The organism is Brevundimonas sp. GN22 (assembly GCF_054824005.1).
In genome coordinates this window covers 1-19,177 of sequence record NZ_JSYD01000041.1, presented here as the reverse complement: position 1 = coordinate 19,177, position 19,177 = coordinate 1, and the positions used below count along the sequence as shown (strand labels likewise).

General features: G+C 61.7%; 13 protein-coding genes and 1 pseudogene. 9 read left to right on the top strand and 5 right to left on the bottom strand.

From position 1 onward, the window contains the following. Positions 1-160: 160 nt before the first annotated feature. From gap to rpoH, 9 genes and pseudogenes are all read left to right on the top strand, one after another. Complete coding sequence (gene gap, locus OB03_RS06350) at positions 161-1,168, top strand: type I glyceraldehyde-3-phosphate dehydrogenase (RefSeq protein WP_312812105.1); 1,008 nt, start codon at positions 161-163, stop codon at positions 1,166-1,168. Positions 1,169-1,187: 19 nt separating this feature from the next. Continuing rightward, a complete protein-coding gene (locus OB03_RS06345) occupies positions 1,188-1,490 on the top strand; it encodes a hypothetical protein (protein ID WP_461343562.1) in 303 nt (100 codons plus the stop codon). Next, positions 1,487-2,680, top strand: a complete 1,194-nt coding sequence (locus tag OB03_RS06340; protein WP_461343561.1) for a phosphoglycerate kinase — start codon at positions 1,487-1,489, stop codon at positions 2,678-2,680. Before OB03_RS06345 ends, OB03_RS06340 begins: the two co-directional genes overlap by 4 nt. A gap of 122 nt (positions 2,681-2,802) precedes the next feature. After that, entirely contained in the window at positions 2,803-3,867 is a 1,065-nt protein-coding gene (fba, locus tag OB03_RS06335) for a class II fructose-bisphosphate aldolase (RefSeq protein ID WP_242913770.1), read from the top strand. Positions 3,868-4,108: 241 nt separating this feature from the next. Further along, positions 4,109-5,710 carry a YadA family autotransporter adhesin gene (locus OB03_RS06330; protein WP_461343560.1) on the top strand — a complete coding sequence of 534 codons (1,602 nt, stop codon included), beginning with the start codon at positions 4,109-4,111 and terminating at the stop codon, positions 5,708-5,710. 27 nt (positions 5,711-5,737) lie between these two features. After that, a pseudogene (locus OB03_RS06325) lies at positions 5,738-10,381 on the top strand (beta strand repeat-containing protein); the annotation flags it as partial. 185 nt (positions 10,382-10,566) lie between these two features. After that, on the top strand, positions 10,567-10,971 hold the full coding sequence (locus OB03_RS06320) for a DUF4019 domain-containing protein (RefSeq protein WP_461343559.1): 405 nt from the start codon (positions 10,567-10,569) through the stop codon (positions 10,969-10,971). Positions 10,972-11,011: 40 nt separating this feature from the next. After that, the gene (locus tag OB03_RS06315) at positions 11,012-12,016 is read left to right on the top strand and encodes an RluA family pseudouridine synthase (protein ID WP_242913765.1); all 1,005 of its coding nucleotides are present in this window, start codon (positions 11,012-11,014) and stop codon (positions 12,014-12,016) included. A gap of 207 nt (positions 12,017-12,223) precedes the next feature. Further along, the gene (rpoH, locus tag OB03_RS06310; RefSeq protein ID WP_242913764.1) at positions 12,224-13,108 is read left to right on the top strand and encodes an RNA polymerase sigma factor RpoH; all 885 of its coding nucleotides are present in this window, start codon (positions 12,224-12,226) and stop codon (positions 13,106-13,108) included. A 63-nt stretch (positions 13,109-13,171) separates the two neighbouring features. Here the strand turns inward: rpoH and OB03_RS06305 are convergent, their stop codons facing one another. The 5 genes from OB03_RS06305 to OB03_RS06285 all read right to left on the bottom strand — a co-directional run. After that, positions 13,172-13,972 (bottom strand): response regulator, encoded by an 801-nt coding sequence (locus OB03_RS06305; RefSeq protein ID WP_242913763.1) that lies wholly within the window; start codon positions 13,970-13,972, stop codon positions 13,172-13,174. An 80-nt stretch (positions 13,973-14,052) separates the two neighbouring features. Then, positions 14,053-15,348, bottom strand: coding sequence for an adenylosuccinate synthase (locus tag OB03_RS06300; protein WP_242913762.1), 1,296 nt, complete (start codon positions 15,346-15,348; stop codon positions 14,053-14,055). Positions 15,349-15,426: 78 nt separating this feature from the next. Then, positions 15,427-16,587 carry a phosphoserine transaminase gene (locus OB03_RS06295; protein ID WP_242913761.1) on the bottom strand — a complete coding sequence of 387 codons (1,161 nt, stop codon included), beginning with the start codon at positions 16,585-16,587 and terminating at the stop codon, positions 15,427-15,429. A gap of 77 nt (positions 16,588-16,664) precedes the next feature. Next, positions 16,665-17,567, bottom strand: coding sequence for a DnaJ C-terminal domain-containing protein (locus tag OB03_RS06290; RefSeq protein ID WP_461343558.1), 903 nt, complete (start codon positions 17,565-17,567; stop codon positions 16,665-16,667). 79 nt (positions 17,568-17,646) lie between these two features. Beyond that, a partial coding sequence (locus OB03_RS06285; RefSeq protein WP_461343557.1) for a phage tail protein occupies positions 17,647-19,177 on the bottom strand: 1,531 nt, incomplete at its 5' end.

Below are 19,177 nucleotides of genomic sequence, written 5' to 3'. Positions count from 1 at the left end.
CCGATCCGGCCCAGCCGGGTCGGGGCTGCTGTTTTTTGGACGAAAAAACTGTTCCTGTAACTGATGTTCGCCATCTGTGAGCGCCCAAGGCTTGCACTTGCGCGCTCATCGTCCCATTGAGACGCCAAACTTTCGTCGTTCCTGACTTGGAGATCCAACCATGACCGTTCGCGTCGCCATTAACGGCTTCGGCCGTATCGGCCGTCTTGTTCTTCGCTCGATTGTCGAGCATGGCCGCAAGGACATCGAGGTCGTGGCGATCAACGACCTCGGTCCGGTTGAGACCAATGCCCACCTGCTGCGTTATGACTCGGTTCACGGCCGTTTCCCGGGCACCATTACCTCGGGTGAAGACTGGATCGACGTCGGCTACGGCAAGATCAAGGTCACCGCAGAGCGTGACCCGTCCAAGCTGCCGCACGCTGAACTGAACGTCGACATCGCGTTCGAGTGCACCGGCATCTTCACCTCGAAGGAAAAGGCTTCGGCTCACCTGACCGCAGGTGCCAAGCGCGTTCTGGTTTCGGCTCCGGCTGACAACGCCGACAAGACCATCGTCTTCGGCGTGAACCACGAAACCCTGACTGCCGACGACATCGTTGTGTCGAACGCTTCGTGCACCACCAACTGCCTGGCACCGATTGCCAAGGTTCTGAACGAACTGGTCGGCATCGAGCGTGGCTACATGACCACCATCCACGCCTATACCGGTGACCAGCCGACCCTGGACACCATGCACAAGGACCCGTACCGCGGTCGCGCTGCTGCCCTGTCGATGATCCCGACCTCGACCGGCGCTGCCAAGGCTGTCGGCCTGGTTCTGCCGGAACTGAAGGGCAAGCTGGACGGCTCGTCGATCCGCGTCCCGACCCCGAACGTCTCGGTCGTTGACCTGAAGATCGTTGCCGGCCGCGCCACCACCAAGGAAGAAGTCAACGCAGCTCTCGAAGCCGCCGCCAACGGCGCGATGAAGGGTGTTCTGTTCACCTCGAACGACCCGCTGGTGTCGATCGACCTGAACCACCACAACGCCTCGTCGACCGCTGCCCTGCCGCAGACCCAAGTCATCGACGGCACCCTGGTGCGCGTGCTGAGCTGGTACGACAACGAGTGGGGCTTCGCCACCCGCATGTCGGACACCGCCCTGCAGATGGCTAAGTTCCTTTAAGACTGAAAGATCGCCCTCAATGTCATGGTATTACTGTCTCATTGAGGGCGAGAATTTTCCGGGGAGCCTGCTTGGAAAAAGCGGGCTCTTTGGCTTTTTTGCTACACACTATGTGCAAGCCAAATCACCCGATGAAGCTGAACTCGAAGCCTTAGCCTTATTGCGATCTGACCCTGTTCTCGCAAAAGGAAATAAGCAAACAGCGCCGGATGCTAAGGTTTACTTCTCGCAGATCGAAGAAGTGGCCGCGCCAACGGGCCCCAACGCAGGCATGACATGGTTTTCCATGGAAACGCCTCTACAAAATTCTGAGCAAGCATGACCTTCCGCACTCTCGACGACGCTAAAGACCTTTCCGGCAAGACTGCCCTCGTCCGCGTGGACTTCAACGTTCCGATGGAAAACGGCGCTGTCACCGACGACACCCGCCTGCGCGTGGCCCTGCCAACCATCAACAAGCTGCGTGAAGCCGGTGCCAAGGTGGCTCTGCTGGCCCACTTCGACCGCCCCAAGGGCGAGCGCGTGCCGTCCATGAGCCTGAAGCCGGTCGTCGCGCCGCTGGAAGCCCTGCTAGGTGCTCCGGTGCGTTTCGCTGACGACTGCATCGGCGATGAAGCCAAGACCGCTCTGGCCGACACCGACGCTGGCGGCGTGGTGCTGCTGGAGAACGTTCGCTTCCAAAAGGGCGAAGAAAAGAACGACGCAGACTTCGCCAAGGCTTTGGCTGAAATCGGCGACATCTTCGTCAACGACGCTTTCTCGGCCGCGCACCGCGCCCACGCTTCGACCGAGGGTCTGGCCCGCGTTCTTCCGGCCTATGCTGGCGAGTCCATGCGCCGCGAACTGGAAGCTCTGGACAAGGCTCTGGGCACGCCGGTCAAGCCGGTGATCGGTATCGTCGGCGGTGCCAAGGTTTCGACCAAGCTGGACCTGCTGAAGAACCTCGTCGCCAAGCTGGACTACCTCGCCATCGGCGGCGGCATGGCCAACACCTTCCTGCACGCCCAAGGTGTCGATGTCGGCGGTTCGCTCTGCGAGAAAGACCTCGCCGACACCGCGCGCGAGATCATGGAAGAAGCCCGCCAGAAGGGCTGCGAGCTGCTGCTGCCGGTTGATGTAGTGGTGGCCAAGGGCGTCAAGCCGGGCATCGAGCACGGCGTTCGCGCGCTGGACCGTATCGCTGCTGACGACCTGATCCTCGATGCAGGGCCCGAAACCGTGGCCCGCCTGACCCGCGCTATGGGTCTGTCCAAGACCCTGATCTGGAACGGCCCGCTGGGCGTGTTCGAGGTTCCGCCGTTCGACGCTGCGACCGTGGCTGCGGCCAAGGAAGCCGCCTCGCTGGCGACCGCTGGCAAGCTGACAGCTGTGGCCGGTGGCGGTGACACGGTCGCTGCTCTGAACCACGCTGGCGTGGTCGACGACATGACCTTTGTTTCGACTGCTGGCGGTGCCTTCCTCGAGTGGATGGAAGGCAAGGAACTGCCGGGCGTCGAAGCGCTCCGCGCCTGATTTTGTTAGGGGGACGGATGCCCGGTGTGTCCGTCCCTTTGCTTATCACCCGTATAACGTGACTTCACGGCGAACCCGCTGTAAGTCCGACCTCAAAGACACACCGTTTCTGGAGACCTCTGATGGCACGCATCACCCTGCGCCAGCTGCTCGATCACGCCGCTGAAAACGACTACGGCCTGCCCGCCTTCAACATCAACAACATGGAGCAAGGCCTGGCCATCATGGAGGCCGCCGACGCCGTCAATGCGCCTGTGATCATTCAGGCTTCGCGCGGTGCCCGCTCCTATGCCAACGATGTGGTTCTGGCCCGTCTGATCGACGCACTGGTCGAGCTGTATCCTCACATTCCGGTCTGTATGCACCAGGACCACGGCAATGGTCCGGCGACCTGCGCCACCGCCATCCAGTATGGCTTCACCTCGGTGATGATGGACGGCTCTCTTGAAGAAGACGCCAAGACCCCTGCTTCCTACGAGTACAATGTCGACGTCACCCGTCGCGTCACCGAAATGGCCCACTCGTGCGGCGTTTCGGTTGAAGGCGAACTGGGCGTTCTGGGCTCGCTGGAAACCGGCATGGGCGAAGCCGAAGACGGCCACGGCTTTGAAGGTAAGCTGGACCACTCGGCCCTGCTGACCGATCCGGACCAAGCTGTCGACTTTGTGAAGGCCACTAAGGTCGACGCTCTGGCCATCGCCATGGGCACCTCGCACGGCGCGTATAAGTTCACCCGCCAGCCGGACGGTGAAGTGCTGGCCATGAACGTGATCGAAGAGATCCACCGCCGCCTGCCGAACACTCACCTCGTCATGCACGGCTCGTCGTCGGTGCCGCAAGACCTGCAGGACATCATCAACGCCTATGGCGGTGCCATGCCGCAGACCTGGGGCGTACCGATCGACGAGATCCTGCGCGGCATCAAGAACGGCGTGCGAAAGGTGAACATCGACACCGACAACCGCATGGCCATGACGGGTGCCATCCGTAAGATGCTGTCCGAGAAGCCGGCAGAGTTCGACCCGCGCTACTATCTGAAGCCTGCCAAGGAAGCGATGCGCAAGCTCTGCCAAGAGCGTTATCAGCAGTTCGGCTGTGAAGGCATGGCCGACAAGATCAAGCCGCTGTCCACCGCCCAAATGGCCAAGCGTTACGCTTCGGGCTCGCTCGATCCGCAAATCGGTTAAGATTAGACACCGAAGACTTCAAGCTCCCTCGCAGCCAACTGCGGGGGAGTTTTTATTTATGCTTAAGCTCAATTAATATTCGTGCGCATAGGAAATCTGGTGAACAATAGATTCATCATTTTACAAATATTTAAAAATGCAAAGCAGGGTAAATAATGGCCAAGTTACCGACTTTGGTCGGAACTAATCCCTAGCCGACCGCTTGTTCGCTTCAGCAAACCATTAGTTTCTGGAGTGGATTATGAAGATTTCGCAAAAGCAGGCGCTTCTCTGCGCCGTTGCGACGGTCGCACTGACTACTGCCACCGCCGGTCAAGCACAGCAAGTCACGCCGGGTGCCGTCGCAACTGGAGGACGATCCGTCGCTGTAGGCGATGGCGCGACTGCCACCCAGCTCACCACCACCGCAGTCGGTAACAGCGCGGATGCCACGGGATCTGCCAGTACCGCTGTGGGCGCAGACTCTACTGCCAGTGGCGGTAACACCGTCGCCATCGGCGTAGGCGCGACCGCATCCCAGAATAACGCGACTGCCATCGGCAACACCGCGACCGCCAGTGGTCAATCGTCGGTTGCGATCGGCTATAACTCGGCCGCGACGGGCAATAGCTCTACATTCGTCGGCACGGGGGCTGGTCAAGGCGCAGCCGGGATCCGCTCTACGGGTCTAGGCACTGGCGCGGGATCGAACACCACCGGCGAGTCCAATACCGCTATTGGTTTTTCGACGGGTCAAAACGTCGTCGGCTCGCGTAACACTGCCCTCGGTTCCAACAGCACTGGCACCGGCGTGGTCGGCGATCTGAACTCTTCGTTCGGTTATGCCGCTGCCTACCAGACGATCGGTTCCCAGAACACGTCGATGGGCGCGTACGCAGGCCAGAACGCGCGCTCGAACTACGGCGTATCCGTCGGTGCAAACTCGGGTCGCTACCTTACCGGTATGGGCAATGTCGGCATCGGTAACCTCGCAGGCACCGGGTCGCTGGGCAATGTAGTCGACGTTGATTACGCAACCTCGGTAGGTACGGGCGCACAAGCACGTGGCGATTACTCGGTCGCCATCGGCGCAGCTACGCTGGATGCCGCCACCGGGAACATGACCCAGGTCGGTCCGAATGCCACCGGTGTAGGCTCTATCGCCGTCGGCGGTAATGCTGTCGCGGGTGCCAAAGCACGCGGCGACAATACGATCGCCCTTGGTGCAGAGTCCGTATCCGAAGGCAGTTCGTCGGTAGCGATCGGTCATGCTGCCAACACCACGACCGCAAATAGCGTCGCGCTTGGCGCAGGCTCTACCGCCGACGCGGCTGTAGGCACGGCTTCCGCTTCGATCGGCGGCACCACCTATAACTTCGCTGGTACCGCCCCCGCAGGCTCGGTCGGCATCGGTTCGGCAGGTAGCGAGCGCACCCTGACCAACCTCGCCGCAGGACGCCTCGACGCAGCTTCGACCGATGGCGTGAATGGCTCCCAGCTGTTTGCGACCAATCAGGCTGTAGACGCGCTGGCCGCTTCGGCTGGTAAATCCGAGTTTGTCAGCATCAATGCTCTGCCGACAGCACAGGGCAATGTGAACTCAGATGGTGCGACCGGCGACAACTCGATCGCCATCGGCATGAACACTACGGCCACCAATACCGGCACGATTGCCATGGGTCACGATGCCAAGGCATCGGGTCTGCAGTCGGTAGCTATCGGTACGTCGGCCACAGCAGGCAGCGACTTCTCGGCGTTCGTTGGCACAAACGCCGGTGCCTATAGCTCGGGCCAACGCAGCACGGGCGTAGGCTATGGCGCTGGCTATAACACCCAAGGCGAGAACAATGTTGGCATCGGCTAAAACGCGGGTCGCGATGTCACCGGTGCCATGAACACCGCTATTGGTGGCGGCAACACTGGCTCGAACGTTACGGGCAGCGGCAACTCCAACTTCGGCTTCCTTGCCGGCTACAATGTTACGGGCTCGGAAAATACCTCGCTGGGTATGGCAGCGGGTGGCATCAGCCAGACCAACTACGCCGTCTCGGTCGGTAGCTATGCCGGCCGCTATGCTCAGGGTAACGGCAACATCAACATCGGCTCCTTTGCAGGCAGCGGAACCTCGGCAACGAAGGTCGTTGCAGACAGTGGCATGTCTCTGGGTAACGGATCCGAAGCGGGTGCCAACTATGCCATCGCTATCGGCTCGGGCCGCTTGAATGCAAATGGCACCCCCGCCACCGACGGTGCTATTGCTACGGGTATCGGCTCAATCGCCATCGGCAGCAGCGCCACCCAAGCCGCCAAAGCCACCGGCGCACGCGCCATCGCCATGGGTGAAGGCGCCCAAGCTACGGGCGCTGACTCGATCTCTATCGGTACCGGCAATATCGTGCGGGGCAATGCATCCGGTGCGATCGGCGATCCTAGCATCATCGACGCCGCTAACTCGTACAGCGTCGGCAACAACAACACGATTGGTCTGGGCGCAGACAACAGCTTCGTGCTGGGTAACAACGTCGCCATTGCCGATGGCATCAGCGGCGCAACCGCATTGGGCAATGCCTCCCAAGTGAACGTCGCCAACGGCGTAGCACTGGGTTCCGGATCGATCTCGGATGCTGCGGTTGCCACGTCCGGCACCACTATCGGCACCACCAACTACACCTTCGCCGGCGTTGCCCCGACTTCGTCGGTTAGCATCGGTGCCGCCGGTAGCGAGCGTACCTTGACCAATCTGGCCGCAGGTCGCCTGACGTCAACCTCGACCGATGCAGTCAACGGCTCGCAACTGTTCGCAACGAACCAGGCTGTCAGCGCGCTTGCTGCTACGGCAGGCAAGGTTCCGTACGTCAGCATCCGCCGCACCGGCGCGGCTGCCGGTAACGTCAACTCCGATGGTGCAACCGGCAACAATGCCATCGCCATCGGTCCGGATGCCGCCTCCACCGGTAACAACACCGTCGCGCTGGGCTTCAATGCGCGCGCCAACAACAACGAAGGCATCGCCATCGGCCAAAACACCATCGCAGGTGGCAACTCGGCTGTAGCCATGGGTAACAACGCCCAGGCCGCACGCCTGAGCACCTCGCTGGGTGCCAATACCCTCACCACCGGCGAACGGGCAACCGCATTGGGCGAGCGTTCCCAAGCTTTGGCCAACAACTCGATTGCAGCCGGTAGTGCCGCGATTGCGGAAGGCCTGCGTTCTGTCGCTATTGGTAACGAAACCCAGGCGAAGGGTCAGGACAGCATTGTGATCGGTCGTCAGGCCGGTATCGGCACGACCGCGACCTCTAACACCCAGCTCGCTATCGGTAGCTTCGCGGGCCAGAATGTCAGCGGCAACAGCAATATCGCTGTCGGTGACAGTGCCGGCAGCACCGTCACCGGCAACAACAACCAAGCCTTCGGTGACAGTGCCGGCCGCACCGTCGACGGCTTCAACAACCAAGCCATCGGTACGCGTTCAGGTAATACTGTCACCGGTTCGCGCAACATGGCGCTGGGCTGGGAAAGCGGCAATACCGTCAGCGGAAACAATAACGTTTCCCTCGGCAGCTACACCGGCACCCAGGTCAATGGCTTCTTCAACAACGCTCAAGGTTATTGGGCGGGTACAGGCGTGACCGGTAACTACAACATCGCAACGGGTAACGGTGCGGGTGCGTATGTGAACGGTAACAGCAACATCGCAATCGGTAATCGCGCCGGTACGCTTGCTAGCTCCGTAGAGAGCCCGCTGAACGCACAACCCATCCTGGTCAACACGACTCCGCTAAATGTCACCGACACGGTGGCTCTGGGTAGCCAGTCGGTGTCGACCGTAAACCAGGGTGTCGCCGTCGGTACACGGGCTCGCGTTGACGGCACCAACGGTCTGGCCTTCGGTGCCGATGCTCGTTCGACCGAAGCTCGCAGCATCGCTATGGGTGATGGCGCAACGACGTCCGCTGTTGTCGGTACCGCCAACACCACCATTGGCGGCAACACCTATGCCTTCGCGGGCACCGCTCCGGTCGGTACCTTCAGCATCGGCTCTGCCGGTAACGAACGCACACTGACCAACCTTGCCGCAGGCCGCATCGATGCGGCCTCGACCGATGCGGTCAATGGCTCGCAGCTGTTCGCGACCAATCAGGTTCTCCAAAACCTGACGGCAGCATCGGGGACCGCCCGTTATGTCAGCATCAACGACGCCGGCACGCCGAAGGGCAACGTCAACTCGGACGGGGCCACGGGTGCCGATGCAGTCGCCATCGGTCCTAATGTCACCGCTATCGGCAACGAGAGCACTTCCATCGGCTCCAATAACTCCGCTGACGGTAACAACAGCCTGTCCATCGGCACCGGCAACCAAGCCAATGGCACCCAAAGCCAGGCAATCGGCGACGATAACGAGGCCGTAGGCGAGTATGCAAAGGCGTTCGGCACCAGCAACCTTGCTTACGGCGAACGTTCGATGGCTATGGGCGGTGAAAACATCACCGAAGGCGCTTACTCACAGGCCATCGGCTATCAGAACTATACGTCGACCGAATACTCGCAGGCGATCGGTGCCAATAACCAGGTCGATGGTGAACGCGCCCAGGCCATGGGTATTGCCAACCTGGCCTCTGGTAACTTCTCGCAAGCCTACGGTGCCAACAACGAGACGAGCGGTGAAAACTCGCAAGCCTTCGGTAACAACAACTTGGCTTCCGGCAACCAATCCCAAGCGATCGGTTTGAACAACACCGCCTCGGCTGACAACTCGCAGGCCGTCGGCGAAAACAACCAGGCCACGGGCAACTACTCCCAGGCCTTCGGTGCGGACAACGTCGCGTCGGGCAACTACGCTTCGGTCTACGGTGCAAACTCGACGGCTACGGCCGATCGTTCGATGGCCTTTGGCTACAACGCCCAGGCAACCCACGCCGACAGCATCGCGCTGGGCTCGAATGCATCGACTTCGGCTGCTGCGGGCACCGCCTCGACCACTCTGCAAGGCACCACCTACAACTTTGCAGGTACCGCCCCGGTCGGCACGGTGAGCATCGGTTCGGCCGGCAACGAGCGCACCATCACCAACGTCGCCGCAGGTCGCCTCGACGCGAACTCGACCGACGCGGTGAACGGCTCGCAACTGCATGCCACCAACCAGGCACTCAACACCCTATCCAGCACCACCGGTGCCGGCTGGAACATTAGCGCCGACGGTGCCAACGCCACCGCGGTTGGTACGGCCAGCGCCACGGGCAACTCGATCGATCTGTCGAACACCGATGGCAACATCGTGGTCGGCAAGACCGCCACCTCGAACGATGTCACCTTCGATCTGGCCGACGATGTCACCATCGGCAATAGCCTGACCGTCGGCAGCACCGTGGTTGACGGTTCGGGTATCACCACCAATGCACTGAACGTCGGTCCGAACTTCACGGTCGACAGCACGGGTGCGAAATACACCGGTCCGATCACCGACGGCAGCCACATCGCGAACAAGGACTACGTCGACAACACCGTCGCGGCAGCCGCTAGCGACATCGGCGTGAACTTCACCGGCAATGACGGCGGCGTTGTACGTCGTACCAACGGCCAAACCCTGTCGATCCGCGGCGATGCCTCTACGGCTGGCAACTATGACGCCGGCAACATCCGCACCGCTACCGATGCCTCGACCGGCGAAGTCATTGTCCAGATGGCCAGCGCCCCGCGCTTCGGCAACGTGGTGATCAATGACGGCGAGAGCGGTCGCATCACCGGTGTCACCGATGGCGTCCTGTCGCAAACCAGCAACCATGCTGTTAACGGCAGCCAACTGGTGGCACTGGGCGACCAACTGGCCGCAGCCTTCAGCTCGACCTCGACCTACGACCCTGCGACCAACACCTTCTCGGCGCAGATCGCGGTCGGCGATACGGTCTACAACAACGCTCTGCGTGCGGCGATCTCGTCGTCGAACAACGGCGGCAACAACGGCTCGGGTGGCTCGACCAACCCGGAACCGTCGTTCGTTGTGCCGGGTGGCTATGCACAGTTCATCCCGGGCGAGAACATCGTCAAAACCCAGAGTGCTGACGGCGTGACCGTTTCGGTCAACCGCAACATGACCAATCTGGAAAGCATCTCTATCGCCAACGGTCCGACGATCAACCAGAACGGCATCAACATGAACGGTGACCGCATCACCAATCTGGCCGACGGTGTCGACCCGATGGATGCCGTGAACGTTCGCCAGCTGAATGCCGGTCTGTCGAACACCCTGCTTCAGGCCAATAACTACACGGATACTGCGATCAACCGCCTGGGTGGCCAACTTGAGGACTACCGCCGCGATGCCAACGGCGGTACCGCCGCCGCCATGGCCATGAGCACGATCCCGCAAGCACAAGAGCCGGGTGCCAACATGGTCGGTATGGGTGTCTCGACCTGGGGTAACGAACAGGCTCTGGCCGTTGGTTACTCGCGTTACACCACTGATGGCCGCTTCGTCCTTCGCGCTACGGGTACCTACAACACCCGCAGCCAGGGCGGTGCAGCCGTCGGCGTAGGCTTCCAGTTCTAAGGAACCTCACGGGCGGGATCATTTGGTCCCGCCCATTTTATTCTGATGCGCAACAACTGGGCCGGACAACCGTTACGCTTGTCCGGCCCGTCTTTTCTCAGCTCACCAATGGAACTCCCGTGATCAGAACCCGATACCTAGCTCGATACGCTGCGGTTCTTGCCATTGGCATGGCGGTGCCCGCGCTAGTTGCCTCCCGTGCAGCCGAAGCGCAGGCCACGGGCCCCAACGTCTATCTCGACGCCAGTATGGTCATCGTCGCAGCCATCGATCGCTACGAGATGGGCACGGTATGGGAACTGGCCTCGCCAGTTATGAAGTCGTCCGTTCCGCAAGATCGCTTCATCGCCAATATCGCCCAACGACGCGCCCTTCTGGGCACGATCCGCAACCGCGAATGGATGTCGGTTATGCGTGTGCCTGTGACCGATGCCAGCGGCGGCCTGCCCCCCGGCCAATACGTTTCTGTGCGCTTCGCCACCACGGGCAACAATGCCAAGGTGATGGAAGAAGTCGTCTCCTTCCGCCGCGATGACGACGGCCAATGGCGGCTGGTGGGCTACACCCTGTCCTAAGGCCCTGCCCAACACGGCGCGACGCATGCTATCTGGCCCTATGGCCATTGATACCCTGCACACCGACGACGACAGCGCCGAGATCCTACAAGCGCAGATCGAAACCGCCGGCCAACGTCTGGACAAGGCGCTGGCCGAAGCGTTCCCGACCTTGTCGCGCGCTCGCCTGCAGGCCCTGCTCGCAGAAGGTGCCGTTAGCAAAGACGGCCAAGTGATCACCTCGGGCAAGGCGAAAGCGACCACCGGCGTCTATGAAATCACCCTTCCGCCGGTCACCGCCGCCGATCCGGAACCGGAAAACGTTCCGCTCACCGTCCTGTTCGAAGACGAGCACCTTATCGTCATCGACAAACCATCCGGCATGGCGGCCCACCCCGCTCCCGGCTGCGAGACGGGTACCCTCGTCAACGCCCTGCTCTATCACTGCGGTGACAGCCTCTCTGGCATTGGGGGCGTGGCCAGACCGGGCATTGTCCACCGTCTGGACAAAGACACCTCGGGCGTGATGGTCGCTGCCAAGTCCGATAAGGCCCACGCAGGTCTATCAGCCCTGTTTGCCACACACGACATCGAACGCACCTATATCGCCCTCGTGCGGGGTGCGCCGTCGCCGGACAAAGGCCGGATCGAGACCCTGATCGGACGCTCGCCGCACGACCGGAAAAAGATGGCGGTGCTGAAATCCTCGGGCCGCCAAGCCATCACCGACTATGTCGTGCAGGCTCGATACGGCATCCCCGCCAAGTCCGGCGCGGCTCCCATGGCCTCGCGCGTCGCCTGCACCCTGCACACTGGTCGAACCCACCAGATCCGCGTGCACATGGCTTCAAAAGGCGCGCCTTTGCTAGGCGATCCGGTGTACGGATCAGGTGCACCGGTTCTTGCGATCCGTACCGCCCTCGAAGAGCTACAGTTCCACCGCCAGGCCCTTCACGCCTCGGTACTGGGCTTCGTCCATCCGGTGACCGGTCAGGCACTGCGCTTCGAGACGCCCCTCCCCGCCGACATGCAGGCCTTGGAAGAGCGTCTCGTTGCGCTTGATTAGAAACAAGCTCTGTGTTAGTTACTAATCTAACATCGAGCCATTGATCCGATTGGCGCGTGATGACGTAAAAAAGGCAAATCTGTCGCGGTTTCGCCTCTTTAAATTCATGCAACGGATTTCTATCTCGAACCATTGAGAGGCGAGGAAGTGGTGCACAGGGGTGGCCACATCCGCAGTGCCTGCTCTTGCAACGGTCGGAGGGACCACATGGCTAACACCACTCTGACGGTAATGTCGCCTGAACAGGGACTGTCCCGTTACCTTTCGGAAATCCGCAAGTTTCCGATGCTCACCAAAGACGAAGAATTCATGCTGGCCAAACGCTGGTCCGAGCATGAGGACCCTGAAGCGGCCCACCGTCTGGTGACATCGCACCTTCGCCTCGTGGCAAAGATTGCCATGGGTTATCGCGGCTACGGCCTGCCGATCGGCGAAGTCATTTCCGAAGGTAATGTCGGCCTGATGCAGGCTGTCAAAAAGTTCGACCCCGACAAAGGCTTCCGCTTGGCCACCTACGCCATGTGGTGGATCCGTGCGTCCATTCAGGAATACATCCTGCGCTCGTGGTCGCTGGTCAAAATGGGCACGACCGCGGCCCAGAAGAAGCTGTTCTTCAACCTGCGCAAAGCCAAGAGCCAGATCTCGGCCTTTGAAGAAGGCGACCTTCTGCCTGAACACCTCGAACAGATCGCAACCAAGCTGGGCGTGACCCAGCAGGAAGTCATTGACATGAACCGCCGCCTCGGCGGTGACTCGTCGCTGAACGCTCCTATGCGCGCCGATGGTGAGTCCGAATGGCAAGACTGGCTGGCCGACGACGAGGCCGTGAGCCAGGAAACCCAACTGGCCGAGAACGAAGAGCGCGGCATCCGCATGACGCTCCTTCAGGAAGCCATGGAAGAACTGACGGACCGCGAAAAGCACATCCTGACCGAGCGTCGCCTCAAGGATGATCCCGTCACCTTGGAAGAGTTGGCTGGCCAATATGGCGTCAGCCGCGAACGCGTCCGCCAGATCGAAGTCCGCGCCTTCGAGAAGCTGCAAAAGGCCATGCAGGCCGCCGCACTCGAGCGCAATCTCGCTACGGCCTGACCGGCCTTACGACCTCCCCCCCGAAGCGAAAGGGCGACTGGATCACTCCAGCCGCCCTTTTTCTTATCCCGCTCGGGAAACGTTCAAGTCTGGAACCAGCGCCAGCAAGGCCTTCACTGGCCCCGCCAATTGGTCGCGACTGATCCGCCCTAAATCAATCTCTGCTTCCAGCCCTACCGCAGCCATCGCCAGATTGGCATCGCCGGTCTTCACCGCGATAGCCTTGAGCGTGCGCGCCTGTTCCCGAATGGCGCGAACCGCCTGCGCAGGGTCATTCGCGAACTGGTTGATTGCAGAGACCAGAATCCGCAGCGCCTGCTCCTTCATCGACTCCATCGAGGGCGTGGAATCGTTGTCAGCCTTGCGCTTGCGCGGCCCCGCATAATCGGTCGAGTTAAAGCGGCGGCGATCGGGCCCGACGTAGCCGACCGCCTCGACCCAGTCGCGCGGCTTTGTGGCAAGGTTCTCGACCCGACGATAGAGGTCGCCGCTCGTGAACGGCTTTCTCAGAAACTCGTGGATACCCGCATCGCGAGCGCCCTTGATCGAGGAAGCCGTCGCCTCAGCCGTCACCATGATGATCGGCGCGCGACGCGACGATAGCGACGAGCGCCGGATTCTTTTGGCCAGATGCTCCCCGTCCAGACGCGGCCCGCTCCGCTCCAGAATAAACAGACCGGGCTCCATTTCACGGGCGAGATCGATCACCCGCGCCTCGTCCGCCTCGATAGCCACATCACGACTACCAAACCCCTTCAGCAGGTCCGCCATAAGCTTGGCCGCTGCCGGATTGGGATCGACAATCACCACGCGCCGCACAACGGGCGCGATCTTTTGCATGGATTTGGTGTCTAGAGCGAACAAAGGCTGACCTCCTGTCAGGAGATCAGCCTTAGCTATTACCGGTTAAGCATAGGTTGTTTCTGCTACGCTTGTTCGCCGTTTTATCCCTGGAACGGATCACGCATCAGAATGGTGTCGTCACGCTCGGGACTGGTCGACAAAAGAGCCACCGGTGCACCGATCAGTTCCTCGATACGGCGCACATATTTCGTCGCCTTGGCGTTCAGGTCCTTGAAGCTGCGGACACCGCCCGTGCTCTCGTCCCAGCCTTCCATCTCTTCAAACACCGGCTCGGCCGCTGCCTGATCCTTCAGGCTCGAAGGCAGGTAATCCAACACTTCGCCGTTGATCCGATAACCGACGCAGATTTTCAGCGTCTTCAGGCCATCCAGAACGTCCAGCTTGGTCAGGGCGATACCGTCGATGCCATTGATCGCCACTGACTGGCGCACCAGCACGGCGTCGAACCAGCCACAACGACGGGCACGACCGGTGTTCACACCCACTTCGCGACCAACGGTCGCCAGATGCTCACCCACCTCGTCGTTCAGCTCGCACGCGAACGGGCCTTCACCCACGCGAGTCGTATAGGCTTTCACGATGCCCAGCACATAGCCCACACCACGCGGTCCCAGACCCGATCCTGCCGCAGCCTGACCGGCCACAGTGTTGGACGAAGTCACGTAGGGATAAGTGCCGTGATCGACATCAAGGAAGGCACCTTGCGCACCTTCGAACAGCACGCGCTTGCCGTCCTTCTTGGCCTGATCCAGCACACGCCAAGCGGGCTTCACATAGGGCAGGATTTTCGGCGCGATCTCGAGAAGCTGCTGCAACAGAGCCTGCGGATCAATCGGCTCCAGCCCCAGACCCGCACGCAGCGGATCATGGTGCGAGCGCAAACGGTCAATCTTGACCTTCAGGTCTTCTTCATTGGCCAGATCGCAGACGCGGATCGCACGGCGGCCAACCTTGTCTTCATAGGCCGGACCGATACCGCGACCGGTCGTGCCGATCTTGGCCCCCGGAGCCGACGCCGCCGCTTCACGCGCTACATCCAGCGCCGGATGGACCGGCAGGATCAGGCAGGCATTGTCGGCAATCGTCAGGATATCCGGACCGATATGCACGCCTTGCGCCTCGATCTTCTCGATCTCGTTCACAAGGTGCCACGGGTCCACGACCACACCATTACCGATGATGGACGGCTTGCCCTGCACCACGCCCGAAGGCAGCAGCGCCAGCTTGTAGACCTTGCCATCGACAACGAGGGTGTGCCCCGCGTTGTGGCCGCCCTGGAACCGCACCACCATATCGGCGCGATTGGACAGCCAGTCCACGATCTTGCCCTTGCCCTCGTCACCCCATTGGGCGCCGACTACCGCAACATTAGCCACTGCACTGATCTCCGCGAGTAAAACGCGGTAGCAGCCTATAGCCCCTGAATCATCGGCTGTCGCGCTTGGAAAGCAGCATTAGCCGATTTCGCTAACCGCCGTCGCGAACGCCCACTCCAGCCACGGCCCTGCCGCCACCACATCGGCCGTCTCCACGGTCGATCCGCACCACAGGCGCAGACCCGGCGGCGCATTACGGTGCGGCTCCATGTCAAACACCGCCCCCTCGCCTTCCAGAAGCGCCTTGAACCGTTTCACAAAAGCCTTCTGGCCCTTGTCATCCAACGCCGAAACCTGTGCATCGGTAAACTTCAGGCACACCGAGGTCGTGGATCGGATGTCCTCGCGTTCCGGCAGAAAATCGATCCAGTCCGTCCGTTCCACCCATGCCGACAGCGCCTCGTAGTTGGCCTTTGTCCGTGCAATCAGTGCATCCAGCCCGCCGATCTCGCGCGCCCACTCCAGCGCGTCGATCCAATCCTCGATCGTCAGCACCGAGAAGGTGTTGATCGCCACGCCATCGGCCAGACCACTATCGAACTTGCCGTCCTTGCCCGTCAGACGCAGCACCTTCGGCACAGGCCAGGCCGGCACATTCTCGTCCAAACGCGCCACCGCACGCGGCGACAGCACCATCACGCCGATGCCAGCCTCGCCGCCCAACGCCTTCTGGAAGCTAAAGGTCGTCACATCCAGCTTGTCCCAAGGCAGTGGCTGGGCAAATGCCGCCGACGTCGCATCGCAAATGCTCAGACCTTCGCGGTCCGCAGCGATCCAGTCGCCATCCGGCATCTTCACGCCCGAGGTGGTCCCGTTCCAAGGGAACACCACATCGCTCGACCAATCGACCTGCGACAGGTCCGGCAACTCTCCCCACGGGGCCTTCACCACCGTCGGGTTCAGCTTCAGATGATCGCGGACATCCTCGGCCCACGTCAGGCCGAAATTCTCATAGGCCACCACCGTCACCGGCTTTGGCCCCAACATGCCCCACAGCGCCGCCTCGACAGCACCGGTGTCCGACCCCGGCGTGTACAGCATGACGTAATCTTCAGGCGGGTTCAGAACCTCGCGCGTCAGGCGCAGGCCATAGGCAAACCGCTCGACTACCTCGGGCGCACGAATACCGCGCCCCTGCAGGTTCTCCGGCAGCGCCGACAGCTTATAGCCCAGACGCTTGGCCGTCGGCCCCGCTGAAAACCACGGACGTTCAGGCTTCACTACAGGCTTGGCAGTCATATCCGGCCCCGGAACTAGCGCTATGGTCAAACGTCCCGTGACTCACCCGCCAAGAGACGCAGCCCTGCCATAAGCCATCACTTGCCCGGCGTGTAGGGCCGATTTTTGCGCCAGTCCTCGGCGAAGCGCTCCAGCAACTCGTCGGACTCTTCCGGCAACGTCACCATCAGCTTGGCAAGCAGGTCCCCGCGACGCCCCTCGGCGAACGCCCCGCGCCCTTTCAGACGCAGAACCTTGCCCGAGTTCGAGCCTTTGGGGATGCTCATCATCACCTTGCCCTCAGGCGTTGGCACAGTGACCTTGCCGCCCAAAACCGCATCCGGTACCGAGACCGGCAGGTCCATATGCAGGTCCGCGCCTTCACGGCGATAAAGCGGATGCGGGAGGATGCGCAGTTCGATCATGGCATCGCCCGACTGGGTCCGACCCGGTGCGCCCTGCCCTTTCAGACGAACGACCTGACCGTCCGATGCCCCTTTCGGAATCGCAACATCCACCATGCGACCATCCGAGAATTGGATACGACGCGTCGTGCCGGCGATCACTTCCTCAAGGCTGACTTCCAGCGTGGCACGGATGTCCTGCCCCTTGCCGCCGCCGAAACCGCGACCGGCCCCGCCCCCACCAAATCCGGAAAACAGATCCGACAGGTCGATATCTTCAAAGCCGCCGCGATTACCCGAACCGCCAAAGCCCGAGAAGCCGCCGCCCGGCCCACCACGCGCACCGCCGCCGCCAAAGCCACGGAACTGCTCGCGCCCGTCGGCATCTATCTCGCCGCGATCATATTTGGCCCGCTTTTCAGCATCACCCAACAGATCAAAGGCCCCGGTTACGCGCTTGAAACGCTCTTCGGCTGCCTTGTCTCCGGGGTTTTTGTCCGGATGCAGTTCTTTCGCCAGCTTGCGAAAGGCCTTCTTGATCTCGTCGGCACTCGCGCCTTTGGAAACGCCAAGTTCCTTGTAGGGATCACCAGCCACGCTCGTTGCACTCCGGGGTTCTAATAAACACTCCCCCGTCAGTTAGGGCATCGGACTGGCTTCCGGAAGAGCCTGATGTTCAGGGGATGATTAACGCCTCATCGCCCCAACCCCATCGATCCCCCCATTGAGACACACCAAAGCACGTACCTCCGGCCATCCCCTCGGGAAAATCGGCAGCAAGATCAGCCGTGGAATAGAGCGCCTCGCCCCCCTCTACTTCCCACTCGCGCACCGCCTGCCCGCCTGACAGCACGCGCACACGGAACCGCACGACACCGGCCACCGCGTCGTCATCGTGCCATCCGTCACCACTTCCGCGCACACACGCCGTCCAGGTCAGCCTCAGCCCGTCCTCAACCTGTGTCAGCCGCAAGTGAACAGGTCGCCACGGCATCCACGCACGTCCTCGCCACACCGCATCGCTCTGGGTAATGCGCGGGCCCGCCGGTGCCAGCCCCTTGGGACCAGCACGCCAAATCCTCGACAGCCCCCGCTCACCCTCGTCCACCGTCAAACGCGGCATATCGCGGCCCAGCACCACGACAGCAGCCCCGACTACGGCTCCCCGCTCGGCTTCCGCTCGGGTACCCAACCGGCCCCGTAAGAGGTTGGTCAGAACCCACTCATCCTCGCCAACCAGTTGCGCATCACGGAACTGCATAACCTCCCAGCCTTCGCCGCTCTCGATAGCCAGCGCATTGCCGCCATCCAGAACCGCACCGCCCCCTAGGCTCTGGAGAGACCCTCCACCTAATCGCAGTCGAACGGCATTAGCCCGATCCCACCGGTCCACAGGTCCAGCCCCCAGCGGCGACAACAGTTCGCCAACGACGGCCGACTCGTTGATCTCCGCTCTAGCGGTCAACGCCTCAGCGCTCGCCCCACCGTGAACCACCATCGGCCACCAAGGATCAGCCGCCACAGCCACAACAGCTCGCGCATCATCCTCTTCACCGGGCAGTCCCGGCAGATCCAGCACACGGAACCAGGGCGCACCGACGACTTCAACGTCCCCGCTTCCGCCGCGCCAATCCTCGACAAGGTCCTCCTCGTCCAGTGCCAACCACGGCACCAGTTCGGCCTTCACCTCCTCCTCATAGGCCAGCCGTTCCACGCGCCAGACACCGTCACGGCCCTCCAGCGAGACCTTGTCTCCCGCTTCCAGCCGCAAAGCCTCCAGTGGTCCCAGATGTACCGTGAGGGTCTCGGCCTTTACCGCCTCCAGCACCCGCCTTGCCGCCGAACGAGCGAAACCCGGCCCCACCACCATGGGCAGGTCCATATCCAGCACATGCCCCAAGGGCGCAGCGCCTTGGGCCCGCTCTACCACGTAGTCGGTCTGCACCATCACCGCTCCGGTGCTGTAGTCCTGTGCCTCGCTGATAAACCGCACGCGCACGCCCTGCGGCTGATCGACCAGTTCGCGCGTCGCGACCACCGGCCCGCCCTCTTGCGGCATAGCCAGCGCGTCCAGCCCGAACTCGACGTCCACGGCGCCGGCTCCAGACACAACGATCCTACCGCTCTTGTCCGCCGCGACCGCACCTACCGCCATCAGCAACGGCCCCAGCGCCGCCCGCGTCGTCATAGGTCTGTCAATCACCAAG